We start from the raw sequence: 15591 nt of genomic DNA on the forward strand, positions 1-15591 counted from the left end.
TCCATCCTCGCGTTGATGGAATGACCCTAGCCCGCCATCGCCCTTGCGGACTTGATCCATGCCAAGTGGCAGGACGATCAGGCGTCTTCTGCTGCGGCGATGGGGTTTACGCTCCTCGCCTGCCAGAGCGTGCGGAAGAAGGCGAGGATGAAGATGCCGCTCATGATCAAGACGATCGTCGGGGCGGGTGCGCTGTCGATGAAGAAGCTCAGATAGATGCCCGCCAGCGAGGACGAGACCGCGACGATCACAGCCGTCACCAGCATCGTTGCATAACGCTTCGTGAGCAGGAAGGCGATGGCGCCTGGAGCGACGAGCATGGCGACCGACAGGATGATGCCAACAGCCTTCAAGGCGCCGACGACGACCAGCGAGAGCACGGCGAGCTGGCCGTAATGCAGCAGGCGGACCGAGAGGCCGATGGCGCGTGCGTGCTGCGGATCGAAGGCATGGGCCAGAAGATCCTTGCGCAAGACGACGAGGAACGCCGTGGCGAAGAGGGCGATCAGGCCGGTTTCTATGAGGTCGGAGGTCAGCAGGCCCAGCATGTCGCCGAAGAGGATATGGTCGAGGTGCACGGAGCTCTGGACCTTGACATAGAGCACGAGGCCGAGGCCGAACATGCCGGAAAAGACGATCCCGAGCACCGTGTCTTCCTTGATGCGGCTGTTCTCCTTGATGAAGCCGGTGAGAAGCGCGCAGACGAGACCGGCTACAAAGGCGCCGATCGCCAGCGGAATGCCGGCGATATAGGCGATGACAACGCCGGGCAGCACGGCATGCGAGACAGCATCGCCCATCAGTGACCAGCCCTTGAGCACCAGCAGGCATGAGAGAAGCGCCATTGGAATGGCAATCATCAGCGTGACCAGGAAAGCCGTCTGCATGAAGGGCAGCTGGAAGGGGAGGATGGCCAGTTCGAGGATTTCGCTCATGCGGTCCGCTCCTCGGCTAACCGCTGGGGCTCTGCCGTCGATGCGGAAGGCATGGGCTCCAGCGCTTCGCGGGCGCGGCTGCGGGCTGCGAGCAAGCCGTGCTTCGGGGCGAAGAGGAAGGCTGCCAGGAAGATGATGGTCTGCAGGACGACGATGATGCCGCCGGTCGCGCCATCGAGAAAATAGCTCGCATAGGCGCCAATAAAGCTCGTGCCGGCACCGATGCCGAGCGCCATGAGTATCAGCCGCTGGAAGCGGTCTGTGAGCAGATAGGCGGTGGCACCTGGCGTGACGACCATGGCGATGACGAGGAAGGCGCCGACGGTCTGCATGGCGGCGACCGTGGAGGCGGCCAGCAAAGTGAAGAACATCACCTTGAGGCGTTCGGGTTTGAGACCGATGGAGCGGGCGTGGTTCTCGTCGAAGAAGGTGACCATCAGGTCCTTCCACTTCAGCGTCAGCACGATGAGGCTGACGCCGCCGATCAGCACGAGCTGTAGCGTGTCGGCCGGCGTGATCGCGAGGATGTTGCCGAGCACGATGGTCTTGATGTCGATCGAGACGGGTGAGATCGAGACCATGAACAGGCCAAGGCCGAAGAAGGATGTGAAGATCAGGCCGATGATCGCGTCTTCCTTCAGCTTGGTGCGCTGGTTGAGGAAGAGGATGGCCATCGCCGCCAGTCCGCCGGACATGAACGCGCCGAAGGCAAAAGGCAGACCCAGCATATAGGCGCCGGCAACGCCCGGCACGATGGCATGGGAGAGCGCGTCGCCGATCAGCGACCAGCCTTTGAGCATCAGATAGGCGGACAGAAATCCGCAGACGCCGCCCACAAGCGCAGACACCAGAATGGCGTTGCGCATGTAGTCGTAGGTGAAGGGCTCAACCAGGGTCGCGAGCATCGGCGGCTCCCGGTTTCGGCTGGCCATAGATGACGAATGGACGTTCGTCGTCGGTGATGACGGTGACCTCGCGGCCATCGTCGTCGTCGTGCAGGTCGCGGCCGGCGAGCACGAAGTGACGCAGCGCGCCGCCGAAGGCAGTTTTCAAGTTCTCTTCGGTAAAGGTGTCCTCGGTCTTGCCGGAGGCGATAACCGTTCCTTTCACGAAGATGGTGCGGTCGCAAAAGTCGGGCACGCTGCCGAGATTGTGGGTCGAAACCAGCATGACGCGGCCCTCTGCCCGTAGATCCTTCATCAAGCCGATGATCTGTTCTTCGGTGGTGACATCGACGCCGGTGAAGGGCTCGTCGAGCAGGATCACCTGGCCTTCCTGGGCGAGCGCACGGGCAAGGAAGACGCGTTTGCGCTGGCCGCCGGAGAGCTCGCCGATCTGGCGCTTGCGGTAATCGCCCATGCCGACGCGGGCGAGCGCCTCGTCGACCAGTTGGTGATCGCGTTTCGAGGGGATGCGCATGAAGTTCATGTGGCCGTAGCGGCCCATCATCACGACGTCTTCGACCAGGACGGGGAAGTTCCAGTCGACTTCTTCCGCCTGGGGGACGTAGGCGACGAGATTTTGTTTGAGCGCCTGTTTGACGCTCATGCCGAGCACGCGGATTTCGCCTGAGGCAACCGGCACAAAGCCCATGATCGCCTTGAACAGGGTGGACTTGCCGGCGCCGTTGACGCCGACAAGGGCAGTGATGGTTCCGGGCGGGATTGCAAAGCTCGCATGACGCAAGGCTGTGTGGCCGTTGCGATAGGTCACCGTCACATCATCTGCGGCGATGCCTTCGCGGCTGCGTCTTGCGCCCGATCCCATGATCATCCGGCAAATCCCTTCACGATGGTCGAAACCGTCACCTTCAGGAGATCCAGATAGGTCGGGACCGGGCCGTCGGGCTCACTCAGGGAATCCACATAAAGGATGCCGCCATAGCGTGCCCCGGTTTCGGCTGCGACTTGGCTGGCCGGCTTGTCGGAGACGGTGCTCTCGGAGAATACGACGGGGATCTTGTTTTCGATCACCTGGTCAACGACGGCCTTGACCTGTTGGGGTGTGCCCTGGCTGTCTGCATTGATCGGCCAGAGATAGAGTTCTTTCATGCCGAGGTCGCGGGCGAGGTAGGAGAAGGCGCCTTCGCTGGTGACAAGGAAGCGCTCGTTTTCCGGTATCTTGGCAATTTCCGCCTTCATCGGCTCGATTTCGGCGCGGATCTTGTCCGAATAGGTCCGGGCATTGGCCTCGTAGATCGCAGCATTGGCCGGGTCGATCTCTGTCAGGGCCTTGCGGATGTTCTCGACATAGATCAGCGCATTTTCCGGCGACATCCAGGCATGCGGGTTGGGTTTGCCGTCATAGGCGCCGCCGGCAATGCCGATCGGCTCGATGCCGTCGCTGACGGTGACCGTTGGCACATCCCCGAGATTGGCGAGGAATTTTTCGAACCAGGCTTCGAGGTTCAGGCCGTTGCGCAGCACCAGATCGGCGTCGCGGGCCTTCAGGATATCGCGCGGTGTCGGCTGATAGCCGTGAATTTCTGCGCCGGGCTTGGTGATGCTTTCCACCGTTGCCGCGTCGCCGGCAACGTTCTGGGCGATATCGGCAATGACGGTGAAGGTCGTGACGACCTTGGGCTTGTCGTTGGCAAGGGCCACCCCCGGCAGCATCAGCGCGAGGGCAAAAAGACGGCAGGCAAGCTTTGAGACCATGGTCCATTCCTGTTCTTGCAAGTCATTCTCATTAAAACCTATCGCGCTTCGCGCTGATGTCAACGCTTTTGCAAATCATTTGCAAAAAGCTTTCCGTGATCTGTCCCGGAACTGGAAAGCCGGGGTTAAAGGTTCCGCAAGGAGAGGGGCGTATGCTCACATCCAGTATTGCGTAAACAGTCGGGACGGTGTCATGGCGGAGTTCCAAGCGTGAAGGTGCCCAAGATCCACCTTTCACGAAAGCTCATGCTGATTTTGGGCGGGGTTCTCGTCACCCTCGGCGGCACGGGTGCAGCTGCCGTCTATATCGGCGCGGACAAGCTGCTCGGCCCCTCCTATGCGGAGTTGAACGGCCTCGAATGCACCGAGGTGAAGACCGTCGAGATCCATAAAAAGGATCGCTTCTGGGTGCGCAAATTCATCACCACAGATGAACCCGGTGACGGGCTTGCCCGTGTCAAGACCGCGCTTCGCGTGGCGAAGACCCTGCAGGAAACAAAGAAGGCCGACCTGGTTCAGGTGGTCGTGCTTGACACCAGCGGCCCAAAGGATCGCTCGGGCATGCGCGGTCGTGCGGTCGGGGCTGATATCATCTATGTGCCGGATCCGAGCCACGTGCCTGAGGAAATGTCAGCGCGTGTTCTGACGGCGCGTTATGCCGACGGTCTTGCCGCGCCGAATGGCGAGTTCTTCGGCGAGCGTGTCGACATGCTCGAAGCGGATATTCAGGCGCTCGTTGCCAAGCTCAACGACCAGACGGATTGCGTCAAGCCGGAAGGTCTGGTGACGGAGGCCGAGGGCCATGGCGAGAAGGCCGCCGATGGTCACGGTAAGGCGCCGGCGCATGGCGCCGAGGATGCCCATGGCGAAAAGTCGGCCGACGGGCATGGAGAGGCGGATGCCAAGGGTGATGCCGAAGGTCATGGCGATGCGCCTGATGGTGAGCATGGCGAGGAAACGCCGGTTGCCGAACATGGCGCCGAAGAGAGCAAGGGCTGGATGGCCTCGTTGATGGGCATGGTCGGTCTCGGCGGCGATGAAGCGCCAGCCGAAGGGCATGCCGCACCGGCGGATGGCCATGCCGCGCCCGCCGACGGTCATGGTGCCGTGGCCGACGAAGGACACGAGGCGGTTGCCGAGGATCATGCGGAGCCGGCTGCTGTCGCGCATGGAGACGCGGCGACCGATCATGCTGCATCGGATCCTGCTGCGCATGCTGAAGAACCGACTGCCGAGGCAGCGCATGCGGCTGCGCCCGAGCATGGTGCTGAACAGATCGCGCATACAGAAGAGAATGCCGCTGTTGTCGATGAGGCTGCGGCCCACAGCGCAGATGAAAGCAGCCACGACGGTGCAATCGAACAAGCCGCAGGCCATGACACTGCTGCCGGTGACACGTCTGTTGCCGAAGAGGCGCCCGCCGAAGGCGACGGCTGGTTCTCATCGCTGAAGAGCATGGTTGGGCTTGGCGGTTCCGAGGAGGAGGCGCCCGTCGCAGATGTCGCCGCTGAAGCCAAGCCCGCCGAGGCTTCGGATGGTGCCAAGAGTGACGACCACGGGGCTGCCTGGCTCGAGAAGATGCGGGCGCAGCCGATTGCACCAGAGGGTGCGGCTGCTGCCGCGCCGGCAACGAAGCCGGAAGAGCATGGTGCTGCGACTGATGCGCATCCACCCGCGGAAGACGAAGCAATCCTGCCGCCCAAGGCCAAAGCCGAAGGTGACGAGCATGCGAAAGCCGATCACTGAGGTTTGCTGGTCGGCCTTGCATTCCTGAATTTCTGCGCTGACGGGTCGTCATAGACCTCGAATCCTGTAGTCTCGCGTCGGAAGGTCCCACGCAACACGACCGGGAATCGATGGAACGCACGACCCTTATTCAGCATGCATCCGATTATGCTTCGGGTGGCGGTCTCGCAGCTGATCTCGCAACGCTTGTCGCGCGCCCTTCGGTCAGCCAATCGGAGGGGCTGCCGGAGGATCTCATCACCTATCTTACGGAGGATGTCAGGCCGATGCTCGAAGGCATCGGATGCGACTGCCGGATTTTCGACAATCCCCTGGCCGGTGGTGCGCCCCTTCTCGTCGGCGTGCGGATCGAGGATGCAGGCTTGCCGACCATCCTGATCTACGGTCATGGGGATGTCTGCAACGGCGAGGCGTCCCGCTGGCGCGAGGGCTTGCACCCCTTCCGGCTGACACAGGAAGGCGACCGGCTTTACGGCCGGGGCACCGCCGACAACAAGATCCAGCACCTGATCAACATCAAGGCTCTGGAGACGGTGATCAAGGCGCAGGGGCGCCTCGGCTTCAACGTCAAGCTCGTGCTGGAAATGGCGGAGGAGACCGGGTCTTACGGCTTGCGCGAGTTCTTCGAGCGCGAACGCGACCTGTTGTCGGCGGATGTGCTGATTGCCTCCGACGGGCCGAGGCTGCAGGTCGAGACACCGACGATCTTCATGGGCTCGCGCGGCGGCTTAAGCTTCGATCTCGTCGTGGATTTGAGGCCGGGGGATCATCATTCCGGCAATTTTGGTGGCCTGCTGGCAGATCCGGTGATCCTGCTCACCCATGCCATCGCCGCCATAGTCGATCGGCGCGGCCAGCTCCTGGTGCCGGAATGGCGGCCGACGAGCCTGACGCCGGATATTCGCGCAGCCTTGAAGGATTTGCCGCCGCGTCGGCATGATGCCGATTGGGGGGAGGCGGATCTGACGCCCTCCGAACGAGTCTTCGGCTGGAACTCGCTGGCAGTTCTCGCGATTTCGGCAGGGAACATCGCGGCCCCGCAGAATGCCATTTCCGGATCGGCGCGGGCGACCTGTCAGCTGCGATTTGTCGTCGGCACCGATATGGACGAGATCCTGCCGGCGCTCAGGCGTCATCTCGATGCCGCAGGCTTTCCGATGGTGGAGATCCGGGCCAAGGGTCCGGCCTTCAAGGCGACGCGCTTTCCGCCCGATCATCCCTGGGTGCGCTTTGTCGAGCAATCAATCACGGCAACGACCGGCAAGGCGCCGCATCTTTTGCCCAATCTCGCGGGTTCGCTGCCGAATGATGTCTTCACCGACGTGCTGGGCGTCCCGACGATCTGGATCCCGCATGCGCATGCAGACTGCGGCCAGCATGGGCCAAACGAGCATGCGCTCCTGTCAATTGCGGAGGAGGGCATGCGGATCATGACGGGGCTGTTTCTCGATATTGCGGAAAAGGGCGCGCCGTGAGCCGTGTGAGATTTTGGTTATGGCACGGAGGCGAAGATAAGTGCATGTGCCGGGTCGAATTAGGCCAGGCTGCGCACAAACGCGATGTCTGGCAGATGCCTCACCCGATATGCCGTGTCCTTCAGCGCATCGGTGGCGGAAACTCGGCAATGGCTCCGGTCAGCCATTCAACGAAGTGTTGGGTCTTGCGCCGACCCCTGCGTGTAACTTTGATGAAATAGCTATATTCGCTTTGGCGGAAGCCAAATGGTGCCAACAGTCGGCCCGCGATTACGTCCGTGGCGACAAGATGCCAGGGAGCGATGGCCGCACCAAGACCATTCAGGGCAGCCTCGATGGTCAGATGATAGTGGTCGAAAGTTCTTGACGCCCTTGCGCTGTCTGCACACTTTTCATCGATCAAACGTGCCCATTCCTGCCAGACATTTATGCGTGTCCGCGTTTCCAATCGAGGCAACTCGCTCACCCAGGCGATGGCGTCAGGTATGGGCCCGGTCGCAATCGACGGCGCGAAGATCAGCCCCAGTTGTTCCTGGAATAGCAGCGCATAGTCAGATTGGACCACCGAGCCCGGTGCCATGATCAGGATCTCAACATCTACCGGATTGCGCGGTGCTCGGTCATCGGTCGCCAGCCGCACATCGTAGCCGGGATGCCTGGCGGTGAAGTCATGCAGGCGTGGCACCAACCAGCGGATGGCGAAGGTGCTCAGACAGGCGACGTCCAGTATGCTGTCTTCGCCCCTGGAGATGAGGCGCAATGCATCTTCAATCTGGTCGAAGGCCGCCGTTAGCGCAAAACCGAAAACCCGGCCTTCGGGCGTCAGCCGAGGACGATTCCGTGGGCCTTCAAACAGTTGTGTTCCGATTGCCGCTTCCAGATGGCTGACATGCCGACTTATTGCGCTATGGGTCACGGATAGCTCCTCGGCAGCTTCCGTAAGGGTACCATGGCGCGAAGCTGCCTCAAAGGCACGGAGTGCTGCCACTGGAAGGTTCTTTCGGTTCTTCATGTGAGCGAAAGTCACAAACAACGGATCTAAATGTCAATATGTGCGGCATGGTCAGCGTGATAATTCGCAGTAATCTTCAATAAATCAGAGAGGTTGCATTATGCCCTTCATCAGAACCGCCTTGCCCCTTGGAACCGATGTCCTGCGCAGACGGCACATTGTCGAGGGCATTCACGATGCGCTGGTCGGGGCTATAGGCATGCCCCAGGACGAACTGTTCAATCTCGTCAGCGAGTATCGCGACGGCGAGTTTTTCTGTGATCGCGGCTTTAACGGTATTGCTCGTTCGGATGCTGTCATCGTGGTCGAAATCACCATGCGGCGCGGCAGAAGCGACGCCATGAAGCGCGCGCTCTATGCGGCCATCGCACAGAATTTGGAAACGCGGGCCGAGATTTCTCCGAAAGACATCTTCATCTTCATGCACGAAAATGACTATTCGGACTGGAGCGTCGGCAATGGTGTGTTTGCCATGGAAATCGCCCAGCAACGCGGCACCGATATCTGACACGAGACTAAAGGTGTTTAGGCTCGCCCATGCGCGCTCGCAGTCTTCCGGCTGCGAGCGTTCTCTGTCTTAGGAAAGATCATGGAATCCCGTCTTGCCCTGATCAGTCAGCCTTGTTGCGGCGGGCCGGGAAGAGGATGACGTCGCGGATCGACGGGGCGTTGGTCAGAAGCATGATCAGGCGGTCGACGCCGATGCCGAGGCCGCCGGCGGGCGGCATGCCCTGGTCGATGGCATCGAGGAACTCGTCGTCGAGCTGCTTGTCCTTTTCGCCGCGCGAATGGGCCTGTTCGAGCTGCTCGACCATTCGCTTGCGCTGCTCTTCCGGGTCGTTGAGTTCGGAAAACGCGTTACCGACTTCCCAGGCGTTGCAATAGGTCTCGAAACGCTCGACGAGGCGCGGCTCGCCCGGCACTTCCTTGGCGAAGGGCGAGATGTCCTTCGGGAAATGCGTCACATGGGACGGCTGGATCAGCGTGCCCTCGACCTTTTCTTCGAAGATGAAGGCGAGGCATTCGCCCCAGGTCCAGTCCTTCTCGACGGCAAAGCCGGCGGCCTTGGCGGCGGTGCGGGCTTCCTCGTCGGTCTTCATCGCGAGGAAGTCGATGCCGGTCGCTTCCTTGACTGCCTCGGGCATCGGCACGCGCTTGAACGGACCCTTGAAGGACAGCGTCTTGTCGCCATAGACAACGTCGGTCGAGCCGTGGATGGCAACCGCGAGGCTTTCGAACAGGCGCTCGACGAGGCCCATGACGTCGTCATAGTCGGCATAGGCCCAGTAGCATTCCATCATTGTGAATTCGGGATTGTGGCGGGTCGACACACCTTCGTTGCGGAAGTTGCGGTTGACTTCGAACACCTTGTCGGCAAGGCCCGACACCAGGGTACGCTTGAGGAACAGTTCCGGCGCGATGCGCAGATACATGTCCATCTTCAGCGTGTTGTGGAAGGTCTTGAACGGGTCTGCGGTCGCCCCGCCATAGACCGTCTGCAGCATCGGCGTCTCGACCTCGAGGAAGCCTTCGCCTTCCATGAAGCGGCGCAGACCCGAGATGATCTTGGAGCGCTGCAGGAAGCGGAGCTTGGAATCCTCGTTGCTCAGGATGTCGAGATGGCGCTTGCGGTAGCGCAGCTCGATGTCGGAGAGACCGTGATACTTCTCCGGCATGGGGAGAAGCGTCTTGGTCAGCATGGTGATTTCATGGGCATTGATGGTCAGCTCGCCACGCTTCGTACGACGCACCTGGCCCTTGACACCGATGATGTCGCCGAGATCGATCATCGGCAGAAGCGCGCGGGCTTCTTCCGGGGTCGTGTCCTTGTGGGAGAATATCTGGATCTTGCCCGAGGCGTCATGGATGTCCATGAACATGCCGGAATTGCGCGAGGAATAGACGCGACCGGCGACAGTGACGATGTCGTCAGAGGTTTCGTCCAGTTCCAGGCCCGCATATTTCTCGGCGAATTCCGCATTGGTCATCGTGCGGTGGAAATGCGCCGGATAGACGTCGCCCACCTGTTCGCGCAGCAATGCAAGCTTCTGGCGGCGGACTTCCGTCGGGTCGGAGGAGAGGGCGGTTTCGGTGGTCTGTTCGGTCATCGTGTATTTGCCTCAGGTCGGCCTGGAGTGTGTTTCACCCCCCTCTGTCACTTCGTGACATCTCCCCCACAAGGGTGAGAGTGGTCTCCGCCGGTTCGGGCTTGCCCGCTCTCCCCCCTTGTGGGGGAGATGCCCGGCAGGGCAGAGGGGGGTAGTTTCTGCGCCACCCGTAGAGGTGGCACTCATTCAAATCAGTTTTGCGCACCCGCCATCGCGGTCAGCACCTGGATCGCCACCTTCAGCCGCTGGCGCACGACCGAGCGACCGAGCAGCGCCATCGAGTCAAACAGCGGCAGCGAGCGCTGGCTGCCGGAGACGGCGACGAAGAGGGGCGGGGTGACGACGCGGAGCTTCTTTCCCATGCGCTCTGAAATCGCACGCAGCTCTTCCTCGATGGTCGCGACGTTCCATTCGAGGATCTTTTCGAGATCCGCCTGAACGGTGGTGACGATTTCGAGCGTCTCAGCCGGGCTGGTCTTCAACCCGCCGAAGGAGGCGGGCGAAAGACCGACGTCGTTGGCGAGCAGGAAGCCGGCGAGCGGCGGCAGTTCGCCGAGCTTGGTCACACGGCTCTGAGCAAGCTTCAGGCCTTCGACCAGGCGGTCGTTCTCCATCGACCAGTCGAGCACGCGGGCGACGAAGTCTTCCGGTGTCAGCTTTTCGCGCAGCCAGCGACCGTTCAGCCAGTCGAGCTTCTGGATGTCGAAGATCGCGCCGGCCTTGGAGAGGTTGTCGGGGTCGAACTTCTCGATCAGTTCTTCCATCGACAGCAGTTCTTCGCCTTCGGCGATCTGGATGAAGAACAGGCCGAGGAAGTTCATCAGGGCTTCCGGCAGGTAGCCGAGGGCCGAGTAGTAGGAGATCGAGGTCGGGTTCTTGCGCTTCGACAGCTTCGACTTGTCGTGATTGCGCATCAGCGACAGGTGCATGAAAACCGGCGGTTCAAGGCCGAGATGGCGGTAGATCAGGATGTGCTTCGGCACCGATGCCAGCCATTCCTCGCCGCGGGCGACGTGGGTGATCTTCATCATGTGGTCGTCGACGACGTTTGCCATGTGGTAGGTCGGCATGCCGTCGGCCTTCAAGAGGACCTGCATGTCGACGCTTTCCCAGGGGATCGAGACATCTCCATAGACGCCGTCATGGAAGTCGCAGGAGCCTTCGGTCGGCACCTTCAGGCGCACGACATGCGGCTCGCCTGCGGCAACGCGGGCGGTCACTTCCTCGGCCTTCAGATGCAGGCAGTGGCCGTCATAACCTGGCGGCTTGCCGGCGGCGCGCTGGGCTTCGCGCATGGCGTCCAGGCGCTCGGGCGTGCAGAAGCAGTGGAAGGCACCGCCGTTTGCGAGCATCTTGTCGACGAAGGGGCGGTAGAGATCCTTGCGCTCGGACTGGCGATAGGGGCCGTAGGGGCCGCCGACATCGGGGCCTTCCGACCAGGTGAGGCCGGTCCATTTCAGCGCGTCCAGCACCTTCTGTTCGAATTCGGCGGTCGAGCGCGTCGCGTCGGTGTCCTCGATGCGCAGGATGAACTCGCCGTCGAATTTCTTGGCGAAGAGATAGTTGAACAGCGCGATATAGGCAGTGCCGACATGGGGTTCGCCGGTGGGGGAGGGTGCGATGCGGACGCGGACGCCTGATGTGGTCATGAAATTCAGCTCGTGGTGCGTGCGGGGGACCTGGCGCCTTGGCGCTGGATCGAAAAATTGTGAGACTGCCGATGATGGCCTGCGATGGACAGGGTGGGGCCCAGAGGACCGCCTGTTCCACCGCGAGGCCTTAAGGCCATATTCATGGCCGTGCGTCAAGAAAAACCACGGAAACAGGCGCGTCAGAGGCCATTGCCGAAATTTCGAAATTTTTCTGCAAGCCCGGAACCGGAAGGCGTAAGCCGCGTTCTTATGACAGAGCGCAGGCCGTGCCAACCGGACGCGACGGGATATGGGGAACACGGGAGTTTTTCCGGTTTCTTTCCGTGGCCAACGAAATGGCAGACGAGCCCCTTAACCGTCCGGCCTGCGCTCTCCCCAAGTCCCCGCCCCCAAGGAAAACCTGCGTCCCGCCGACGCAGGTTTTTCTTTGTGTTAATTTTCCGCGCCCTGGCCGGATCAGCTGACCGGCCAGACCATCAGCAGGGTTGGCACCGAGACCAGTACGATGAGGATGGAGAGGGGTAGCCCAAGCCTCGGATAGTCCGAGAAGCGATAGCCGCCCGGACCCATGACCAGCGTGTTGCACTGGTGGCCGATCGGAGTGAGGAAATCGCAGCCCGCACCAATGGCAACTGCCATCAGGAACGCCTCCGGCTTGTAGCCGAGGCCAGTGGCAAAGCTTGCGGCAATCGGCGCCATCACGAGAACTGTCGCGGCATTGTTGAGGAAAGGCGTAACGGCCATCGCCGTCAGCAGGATCATCGCCACCGCACCCCAGACGGGCATGCCGCCGGCTGCGGCGTTCAGCCAGCCGGCGATCACGTCGCTGCCACCTGACGTGCGCAAGGTATCGGCCACGGGTATGAGCGCCGCGAGCATCACGAGGATCGGTCCGTCGACGGCGCGATAGACCTCGCTGACCGGAATGACACCGAAGGCGACCATGGCAAGGGCTGCGGCGAAGAAGGCGATCGCGACAGGGGCAAGGCCAAGCGCGGTGGCACCCATTGCGACCACCAGGATCGCGAGGGGGATGAAGATGTTACGGCTCGTTCCGAGCAGGATTTCCCGTTCGGCGAGCGGCAGGCAGCCGAGTTCGGTCAGGATGGAGGGCATCTGCTGGCGTAGGCCCTGAAGCAGTACCACGTCGCCGGAGCGTAGCGTCAGCTGGCCGAGACGTTCCCGGATGCGCTTGCCCTGGCGGCTGACCGCCAGAAGATTGACGCCATAGGTATGGACCAAAGACAGCTCGCTGGTTGTCTGGCCGATCAGCGGTGAGCCTCGACCGATCACGGCCTCGACCGACGAGATATCGCCACGCTTCTTGCGATCGCGCTCGGTGCTGCCGGAAAGGCTCAGATTGCCCTGGGACACAATGCGGTCAAGCGCCTCCGATGGTCCTTCCAGAAGAAGCGTGTCTTCTTCGTGCAAAAGCACGTCGGGGAAGGGCGAGAGGCGCGTGTGTCCGCGCAGGATCGCGCTGGCGGTCACCTCGCCATGCGCGGTCTGCAAAAGGTGATGCAGGGTCTTGCCGGCAAAGGGCGATTGCCGGGTGATCATCGCTTCCGTGGCAAAGCTCGAACTTTCCAGTGCTTCCTGCAGTGACGGGTTCTGGTTCTCACGACGGGGGACCAGCCAGTAGAAGAAGATCAGGAAGACGATGCCGGCGGCTGCAAGCGTCGCGCCGACCGGGGTGAAGTCGAACATGGTGAAAGACTGGCCGGTCAGCTCCTCGCGCAGCCGCGACACCGCGATGTTCGGCGAGGTGCCGATCTGTGTCATGAGCCCGCCAAGCAAGGCCGAAAAGGCCATCGGCATCAGAAAGACCGATGGTGGGACATTGGACCGGCGGGCGAACTGGAAGGCGACGGGCATCATGATCGCCAGTGCGCCGATGTTCTTGATGAAGGCGGACAGGACCGTTACCGTCACCAGCAGGAGCAGCATCTGGCCGTGCAGTGAGGTCAAGGCAGGAAAGAAGCGCTTGATGGCGAGGTCCACGACGCCCGACCGCGCGACGCCGGCGCTGACCACGAGAGCGCTGCCGACGATGATGACGAGATCATCCGAAAAGCCGGAGAAAGCCTCGCCTGCCGGCACCAGCCCGACGGCGACGGCGGCCACGAGGGCGCAGCAGGCGATCACGTCGTAGCGGAATTTTTCCCACAGGAAGGCCGCCATCATGATGGCGATGATGCCAAAGGCGAGGATCTGCTCGTAGGTCATGGCGCTCCGGCACGATGCTGGCGTGATCTGGAAGGCGTAGGAGCTTGCTTGAAGTCTGGCAAGGGCCGACCGGTTCCCGCGCTTAACGTTCGACAGCAAAATGGCCCATCGTCAGGACGGGCCATTTCTGTTCGAGCGTTCGGTTGCCGCTGCCAGTCAGTGCACGACGGCTTTCTGCAGGCGATCCCGCTCGCGTTTGCGTCGTGCAAACATGTTGAGCACCTCGACGAGTGCCGAGAAAGCCATGGCAGCATAGACATAACCCTTGGGCACATGGAAGCCCATGCCCTCGGCGATCAAGGTCATGCCAATCATCATCAGGAATGCCAGTGCCAGCATGACGATGGTCGGGTTCTTCTCGATGAAGTTGGCAAGCGGGGTCGCGGCAACCAGCATGACGGTCACGGCCGCAACCACGGCGACGACCATGATCGGGACATGCGGTGTCATGCCGACGGCTGTAATAATGCTGTCGATCGAGAAGACGAGGTCGAGCAGCAAGATCTGGCCAATGGCGCTCGCGAAGGTCGTGGATGCGGTGGAGGCGATGAAGTCCTCTTCCTTGTCGACGGGGTCGACGGCGTGGTGGATTTCTTTCGTCGCCTTCCAGACAAGAAAGAGGCCGCCGGCGATCAGGATCATGTCCTTCCAAGAGAAGCCTTGGCCAAAGAGCTCGAAGACGGGCGTGGTCAACTGGACGATCCAGGCGACCGTGCCGAGCAGGGCGAGACGCATGACAAGAGCAAGCCCAATGCCGATACGGCGCGCCTTTTCGCGCATCTCGGCGGGCAGCTTGTTGGTCAGGATCGAGATGAAGATGAGGTTGTCGATGCCGAGCACGATCTCCATGACGACGAGCGTCACGAGTGCGACCCAGGCGGCGGGGTCCTGGAGGAGAGCGCTGATATTGTCCATGAGTGGCTTCCGTGCTGATCAAGCGGACGAGGGAGCCCAGGACATGAGCCATATCCCGAGCAGTGGCAAGCAGCGAATTAAAGTCCGTGCGCGGAGAAAAGTTCCGTCGCAGATCAGCCCTGGGACTCGGGGCTTTTCGGGCCGTAGAAGTTCATGAACATACGAAGGCCGGATTCCACCACGCGTGCGATCTCCTTGTCGTCGGGTCGCACGGGGATGTCGTTGAACAGGCGCTTCTTGAAATAGCCTGCCGTTGACATGTCGATGAATTGGCGTGCTGCCAGATCGCTGTCTTCGACCGAGAGTTCGCCCTTTTCGTTGGCCGCAGCAATATAGTCCTGCAGCAGCACCTTGATGTTGGTGGGCGACGAAGCAAAGAAGCGCTGACAGAGCGTCGGCATCCGGTCGAGCACACCCATCAGGATACGCATCGTCGGGATCATCTCCGTGTCGAGAATGAAATGCGCGTGGGCGAGCGCGTAGCGCCGCAGGCCTTCCTCGACATGGGTGCTTTCTTCGAGGATCTGTCGGATAGCGGCATCAAAGGCGCTCTTCTCACGCTCGACCAGAGCGCCGAACAGATCCTCCTTGCTCTGGAAATAGACGTAGATGGTGCCTTTCGAGACGCCTGCCTCGCGGGTGACGTCATTCATGCTTGCGGCATCGTAGCCGAGCTTCATAAAGACCCGCTTGGCCCCATCCAGGATCTGTCCCCGCTTGACCGGATCAGCGCCCGCAGCGAAGCGACCCACCCCGGCGACGGGGTAGGAGGGCGGCGTCATGGCGATTTCCTGCTCTTGTTTCGACATTTCCTGACCGACAAAAAATTAACTGCGTTGCGCGGCCTCGTCTCCAAGGCCCGTTT

Annotated in this window: 13 protein-coding genes; 3 read left to right on the forward strand and 10 right to left on the reverse strand. The window is 61.4% G+C overall.

What is annotated here, in order from left to right:
- Positions 1-77 precede the first annotated feature (77 nt).
- Genes BSY240_RS19090 through BSY240_RS19105 form a run of 4 tightly spaced genes read right to left on the reverse strand, consistent with a single transcriptional unit; the run spans position 78 to position 3592 of the window.
- Positions 78-935: a metal ABC transporter permease gene (locus BSY240_RS19090; RefSeq protein WP_069043370.1), complete on the reverse strand. Its 858-nt coding sequence runs from the start codon at positions 933-935 to the stop codon at positions 78-80.
- A complete protein-coding gene (locus BSY240_RS19095) occupies positions 932-1840 on the reverse strand; it encodes a metal ABC transporter permease (protein WP_069043371.1) in 909 nt (302 codons plus the stop codon). The genes BSY240_RS19090 and BSY240_RS19095 overlap by 4 nt, the downstream gene beginning before the upstream one ends.
- Positions 1821-2708, reverse strand: coding sequence for a manganese/iron ABC transporter ATP-binding protein (locus BSY240_RS19100; protein WP_269465950.1), 888 nt, complete (start codon positions 2706-2708; stop codon positions 1821-1823). The genes BSY240_RS19095 and BSY240_RS19100 overlap by 20 nt, the downstream gene beginning before the upstream one ends.
- On the reverse strand, positions 2705-3592 hold the full coding sequence (locus BSY240_RS19105) for a metal ABC transporter substrate-binding protein (RefSeq protein ID WP_069043372.1): 888 nt from the start codon (positions 3590-3592) through the stop codon (positions 2705-2707). Before BSY240_RS19105 ends, BSY240_RS19100 begins: the two co-directional genes overlap by 4 nt.
- A gap of 246 nt (positions 3593-3838) precedes the next feature.
- Here BSY240_RS19105 and BSY240_RS19110 point away from each other — a divergent pair, with 246 nt between their 5' ends.
- Both BSY240_RS19110 and BSY240_RS19115 read left to right on the forward strand, forming a co-directional pair.
- On the forward strand, positions 3839-5338 hold the full coding sequence (locus BSY240_RS19110) for a hypothetical protein (protein WP_069043373.1): 1500 nt from the start codon (positions 3839-3841) through the stop codon (positions 5336-5338).
- A 110-nt stretch (positions 5339-5448) separates the two neighbouring features.
- On the forward strand, positions 5449-6813 hold the full coding sequence (locus tag BSY240_RS19115; RefSeq protein WP_069043374.1) for a M20 family metallopeptidase: 1365 nt from the start codon (positions 5449-5451) through the stop codon (positions 6811-6813).
- 121 nt (positions 6814-6934) lie between these two features.
- Here BSY240_RS19115 and BSY240_RS19120 read toward each other — a convergent pair whose 3' ends face one another.
- Positions 6935-7825 carry a LysR substrate-binding domain-containing protein gene (locus tag BSY240_RS19120; protein ID WP_083229678.1) on the reverse strand — a complete coding sequence of 297 codons (891 nt, stop codon included), beginning with the start codon at positions 7823-7825 and terminating at the stop codon, positions 6935-6937.
- A 100-nt stretch (positions 7826-7925) separates the two neighbouring features.
- Here BSY240_RS19120 and BSY240_RS19125 point away from each other — a divergent pair, with 100 nt between their 5' ends.
- Entirely contained in the window at positions 7926-8333 is a 408-nt protein-coding gene (locus BSY240_RS19125; protein WP_054148655.1) for a tautomerase family protein, read from the forward strand.
- Between the two features lie 103 nt (positions 8334-8436).
- Here BSY240_RS19125 and lysS read toward each other — a convergent pair whose 3' ends face one another.
- The 5 genes from lysS to BSY240_RS19150 form a co-directional block, all read right to left on the reverse strand.
- The gene (lysS, locus tag BSY240_RS19130; protein ID WP_069043376.1) at positions 8437-9933 is read right to left on the reverse strand and encodes a lysine--tRNA ligase; all 1497 of its coding nucleotides are present in this window, start codon (positions 9931-9933) and stop codon (positions 8437-8439) included.
- 191 nt (positions 9934-10124) lie between these two features.
- Entirely contained in the window at positions 10125-11582 is a 1458-nt protein-coding gene (gene gltX, locus BSY240_RS19135) for a glutamate--tRNA ligase (protein WP_069043377.1), read from the reverse strand.
- Positions 11583-12041: 459 nt separating this feature from the next.
- Complete coding sequence (locus BSY240_RS19140; protein WP_054148652.1) at positions 12042-13811, reverse strand: SLC13 family permease; 1770 nt, start codon at positions 13809-13811, stop codon at positions 12042-12044.
- Positions 13812-13967: 156 nt separating this feature from the next.
- Positions 13968-14726 (reverse strand): TerC family protein, encoded by a 759-nt coding sequence (locus tag BSY240_RS19145; protein ID WP_069043378.1) that lies wholly within the window; start codon positions 14724-14726, stop codon positions 13968-13970.
- A gap of 113 nt (positions 14727-14839) precedes the next feature.
- Positions 14840-15508 carry a TetR/AcrR family transcriptional regulator gene (locus BSY240_RS19150; RefSeq protein WP_054148650.1) on the reverse strand — a complete coding sequence of 223 codons (669 nt, stop codon included), beginning with the start codon at positions 15506-15508 and terminating at the stop codon, positions 14840-14842.
- Positions 15509-15591 lie beyond the last annotated feature (83 nt).

It is taken from the genome of Agrobacterium sp. RAC06 (genome assembly GCF_001713475.1).
In the GTDB taxonomy this organism is placed as follows: Bacteria; Pseudomonadota; Alphaproteobacteria; order Rhizobiales; family Rhizobiaceae; genus Allorhizobium.

Excerpts from the sequence above, each read along its gene's own strand:
- BSY240_RS19090 (WP_069043370.1), bottom strand. The coding sequence starts at position 935 with ATGAGCGAAATCCTCGAACTGGCCATCCTCCCCTTCCAGCTGCCCTTC.
- BSY240_RS19095 (WP_069043371.1), bottom strand. The coding sequence starts at position 1,840 with ATGCTCGCGACCCTGGTTGAGCCCTTCACCTACGACTACATGCGCAAC.
- BSY240_RS19100 (WP_269465950.1), bottom strand. The coding sequence starts at position 2,708 with ATGATCATGGGATCGGGCGCAAGACGCAGCCGCGAAGGCATCGCCGCA.
- BSY240_RS19105 (WP_069043372.1), bottom strand. The coding sequence starts at position 3,592 with ATGGTCTCAAAGCTTGCCTGCCGTCTTTTTGCCCTCGCGCTGATGCTG.
- BSY240_RS19110 (WP_069043373.1), top strand. The coding sequence starts at position 3,839 with ATGCTGATTTTGGGCGGGGTTCTCGTCACCCTCGGCGGCACGGGTGCA.
- BSY240_RS19115 (WP_069043374.1), top strand. The coding sequence starts at position 5,449 with ATGGAACGCACGACCCTTATTCAGCATGCATCCGATTATGCTTCGGGT.
- BSY240_RS19120 (WP_083229678.1), bottom strand. The coding sequence starts at position 7,825 with ATGAAGAACCGAAAGAACCTTCCAGTGGCAGCACTCCGTGCCTTTGAG.
- BSY240_RS19125 (WP_054148655.1), top strand. The coding sequence starts at position 7,926 with ATGCCCTTCATCAGAACCGCCTTGCCCCTTGGAACCGATGTCCTGCGC.
- lysS (WP_069043376.1), bottom strand. The coding sequence starts at position 9,933 with ATGACCGAACAGACCACCGAAACCGCCCTCTCCTCCGACCCGACGGAA.
- gltX (WP_069043377.1), bottom strand. The coding sequence starts at position 11,582 with ATGACCACATCAGGCGTCCGCGTCCGCATCGCACCCTCCCCCACCGGC.
- BSY240_RS19140 (WP_054148652.1), bottom strand. The coding sequence starts at position 13,811 with ATGACCTACGAGCAGATCCTCGCCTTTGGCATCATCGCCATCATGATG.
- BSY240_RS19145 (WP_069043378.1), bottom strand. The coding sequence starts at position 14,726 with ATGGACAATATCAGCGCTCTCCTCCAGGACCCCGCCGCCTGGGTCGCA.
- BSY240_RS19150 (WP_054148650.1), bottom strand. The coding sequence starts at position 15,508 with ATGACGCCGCCCTCCTACCCCGTCGCCGGGGTGGGTCGCTTCGCTGCG.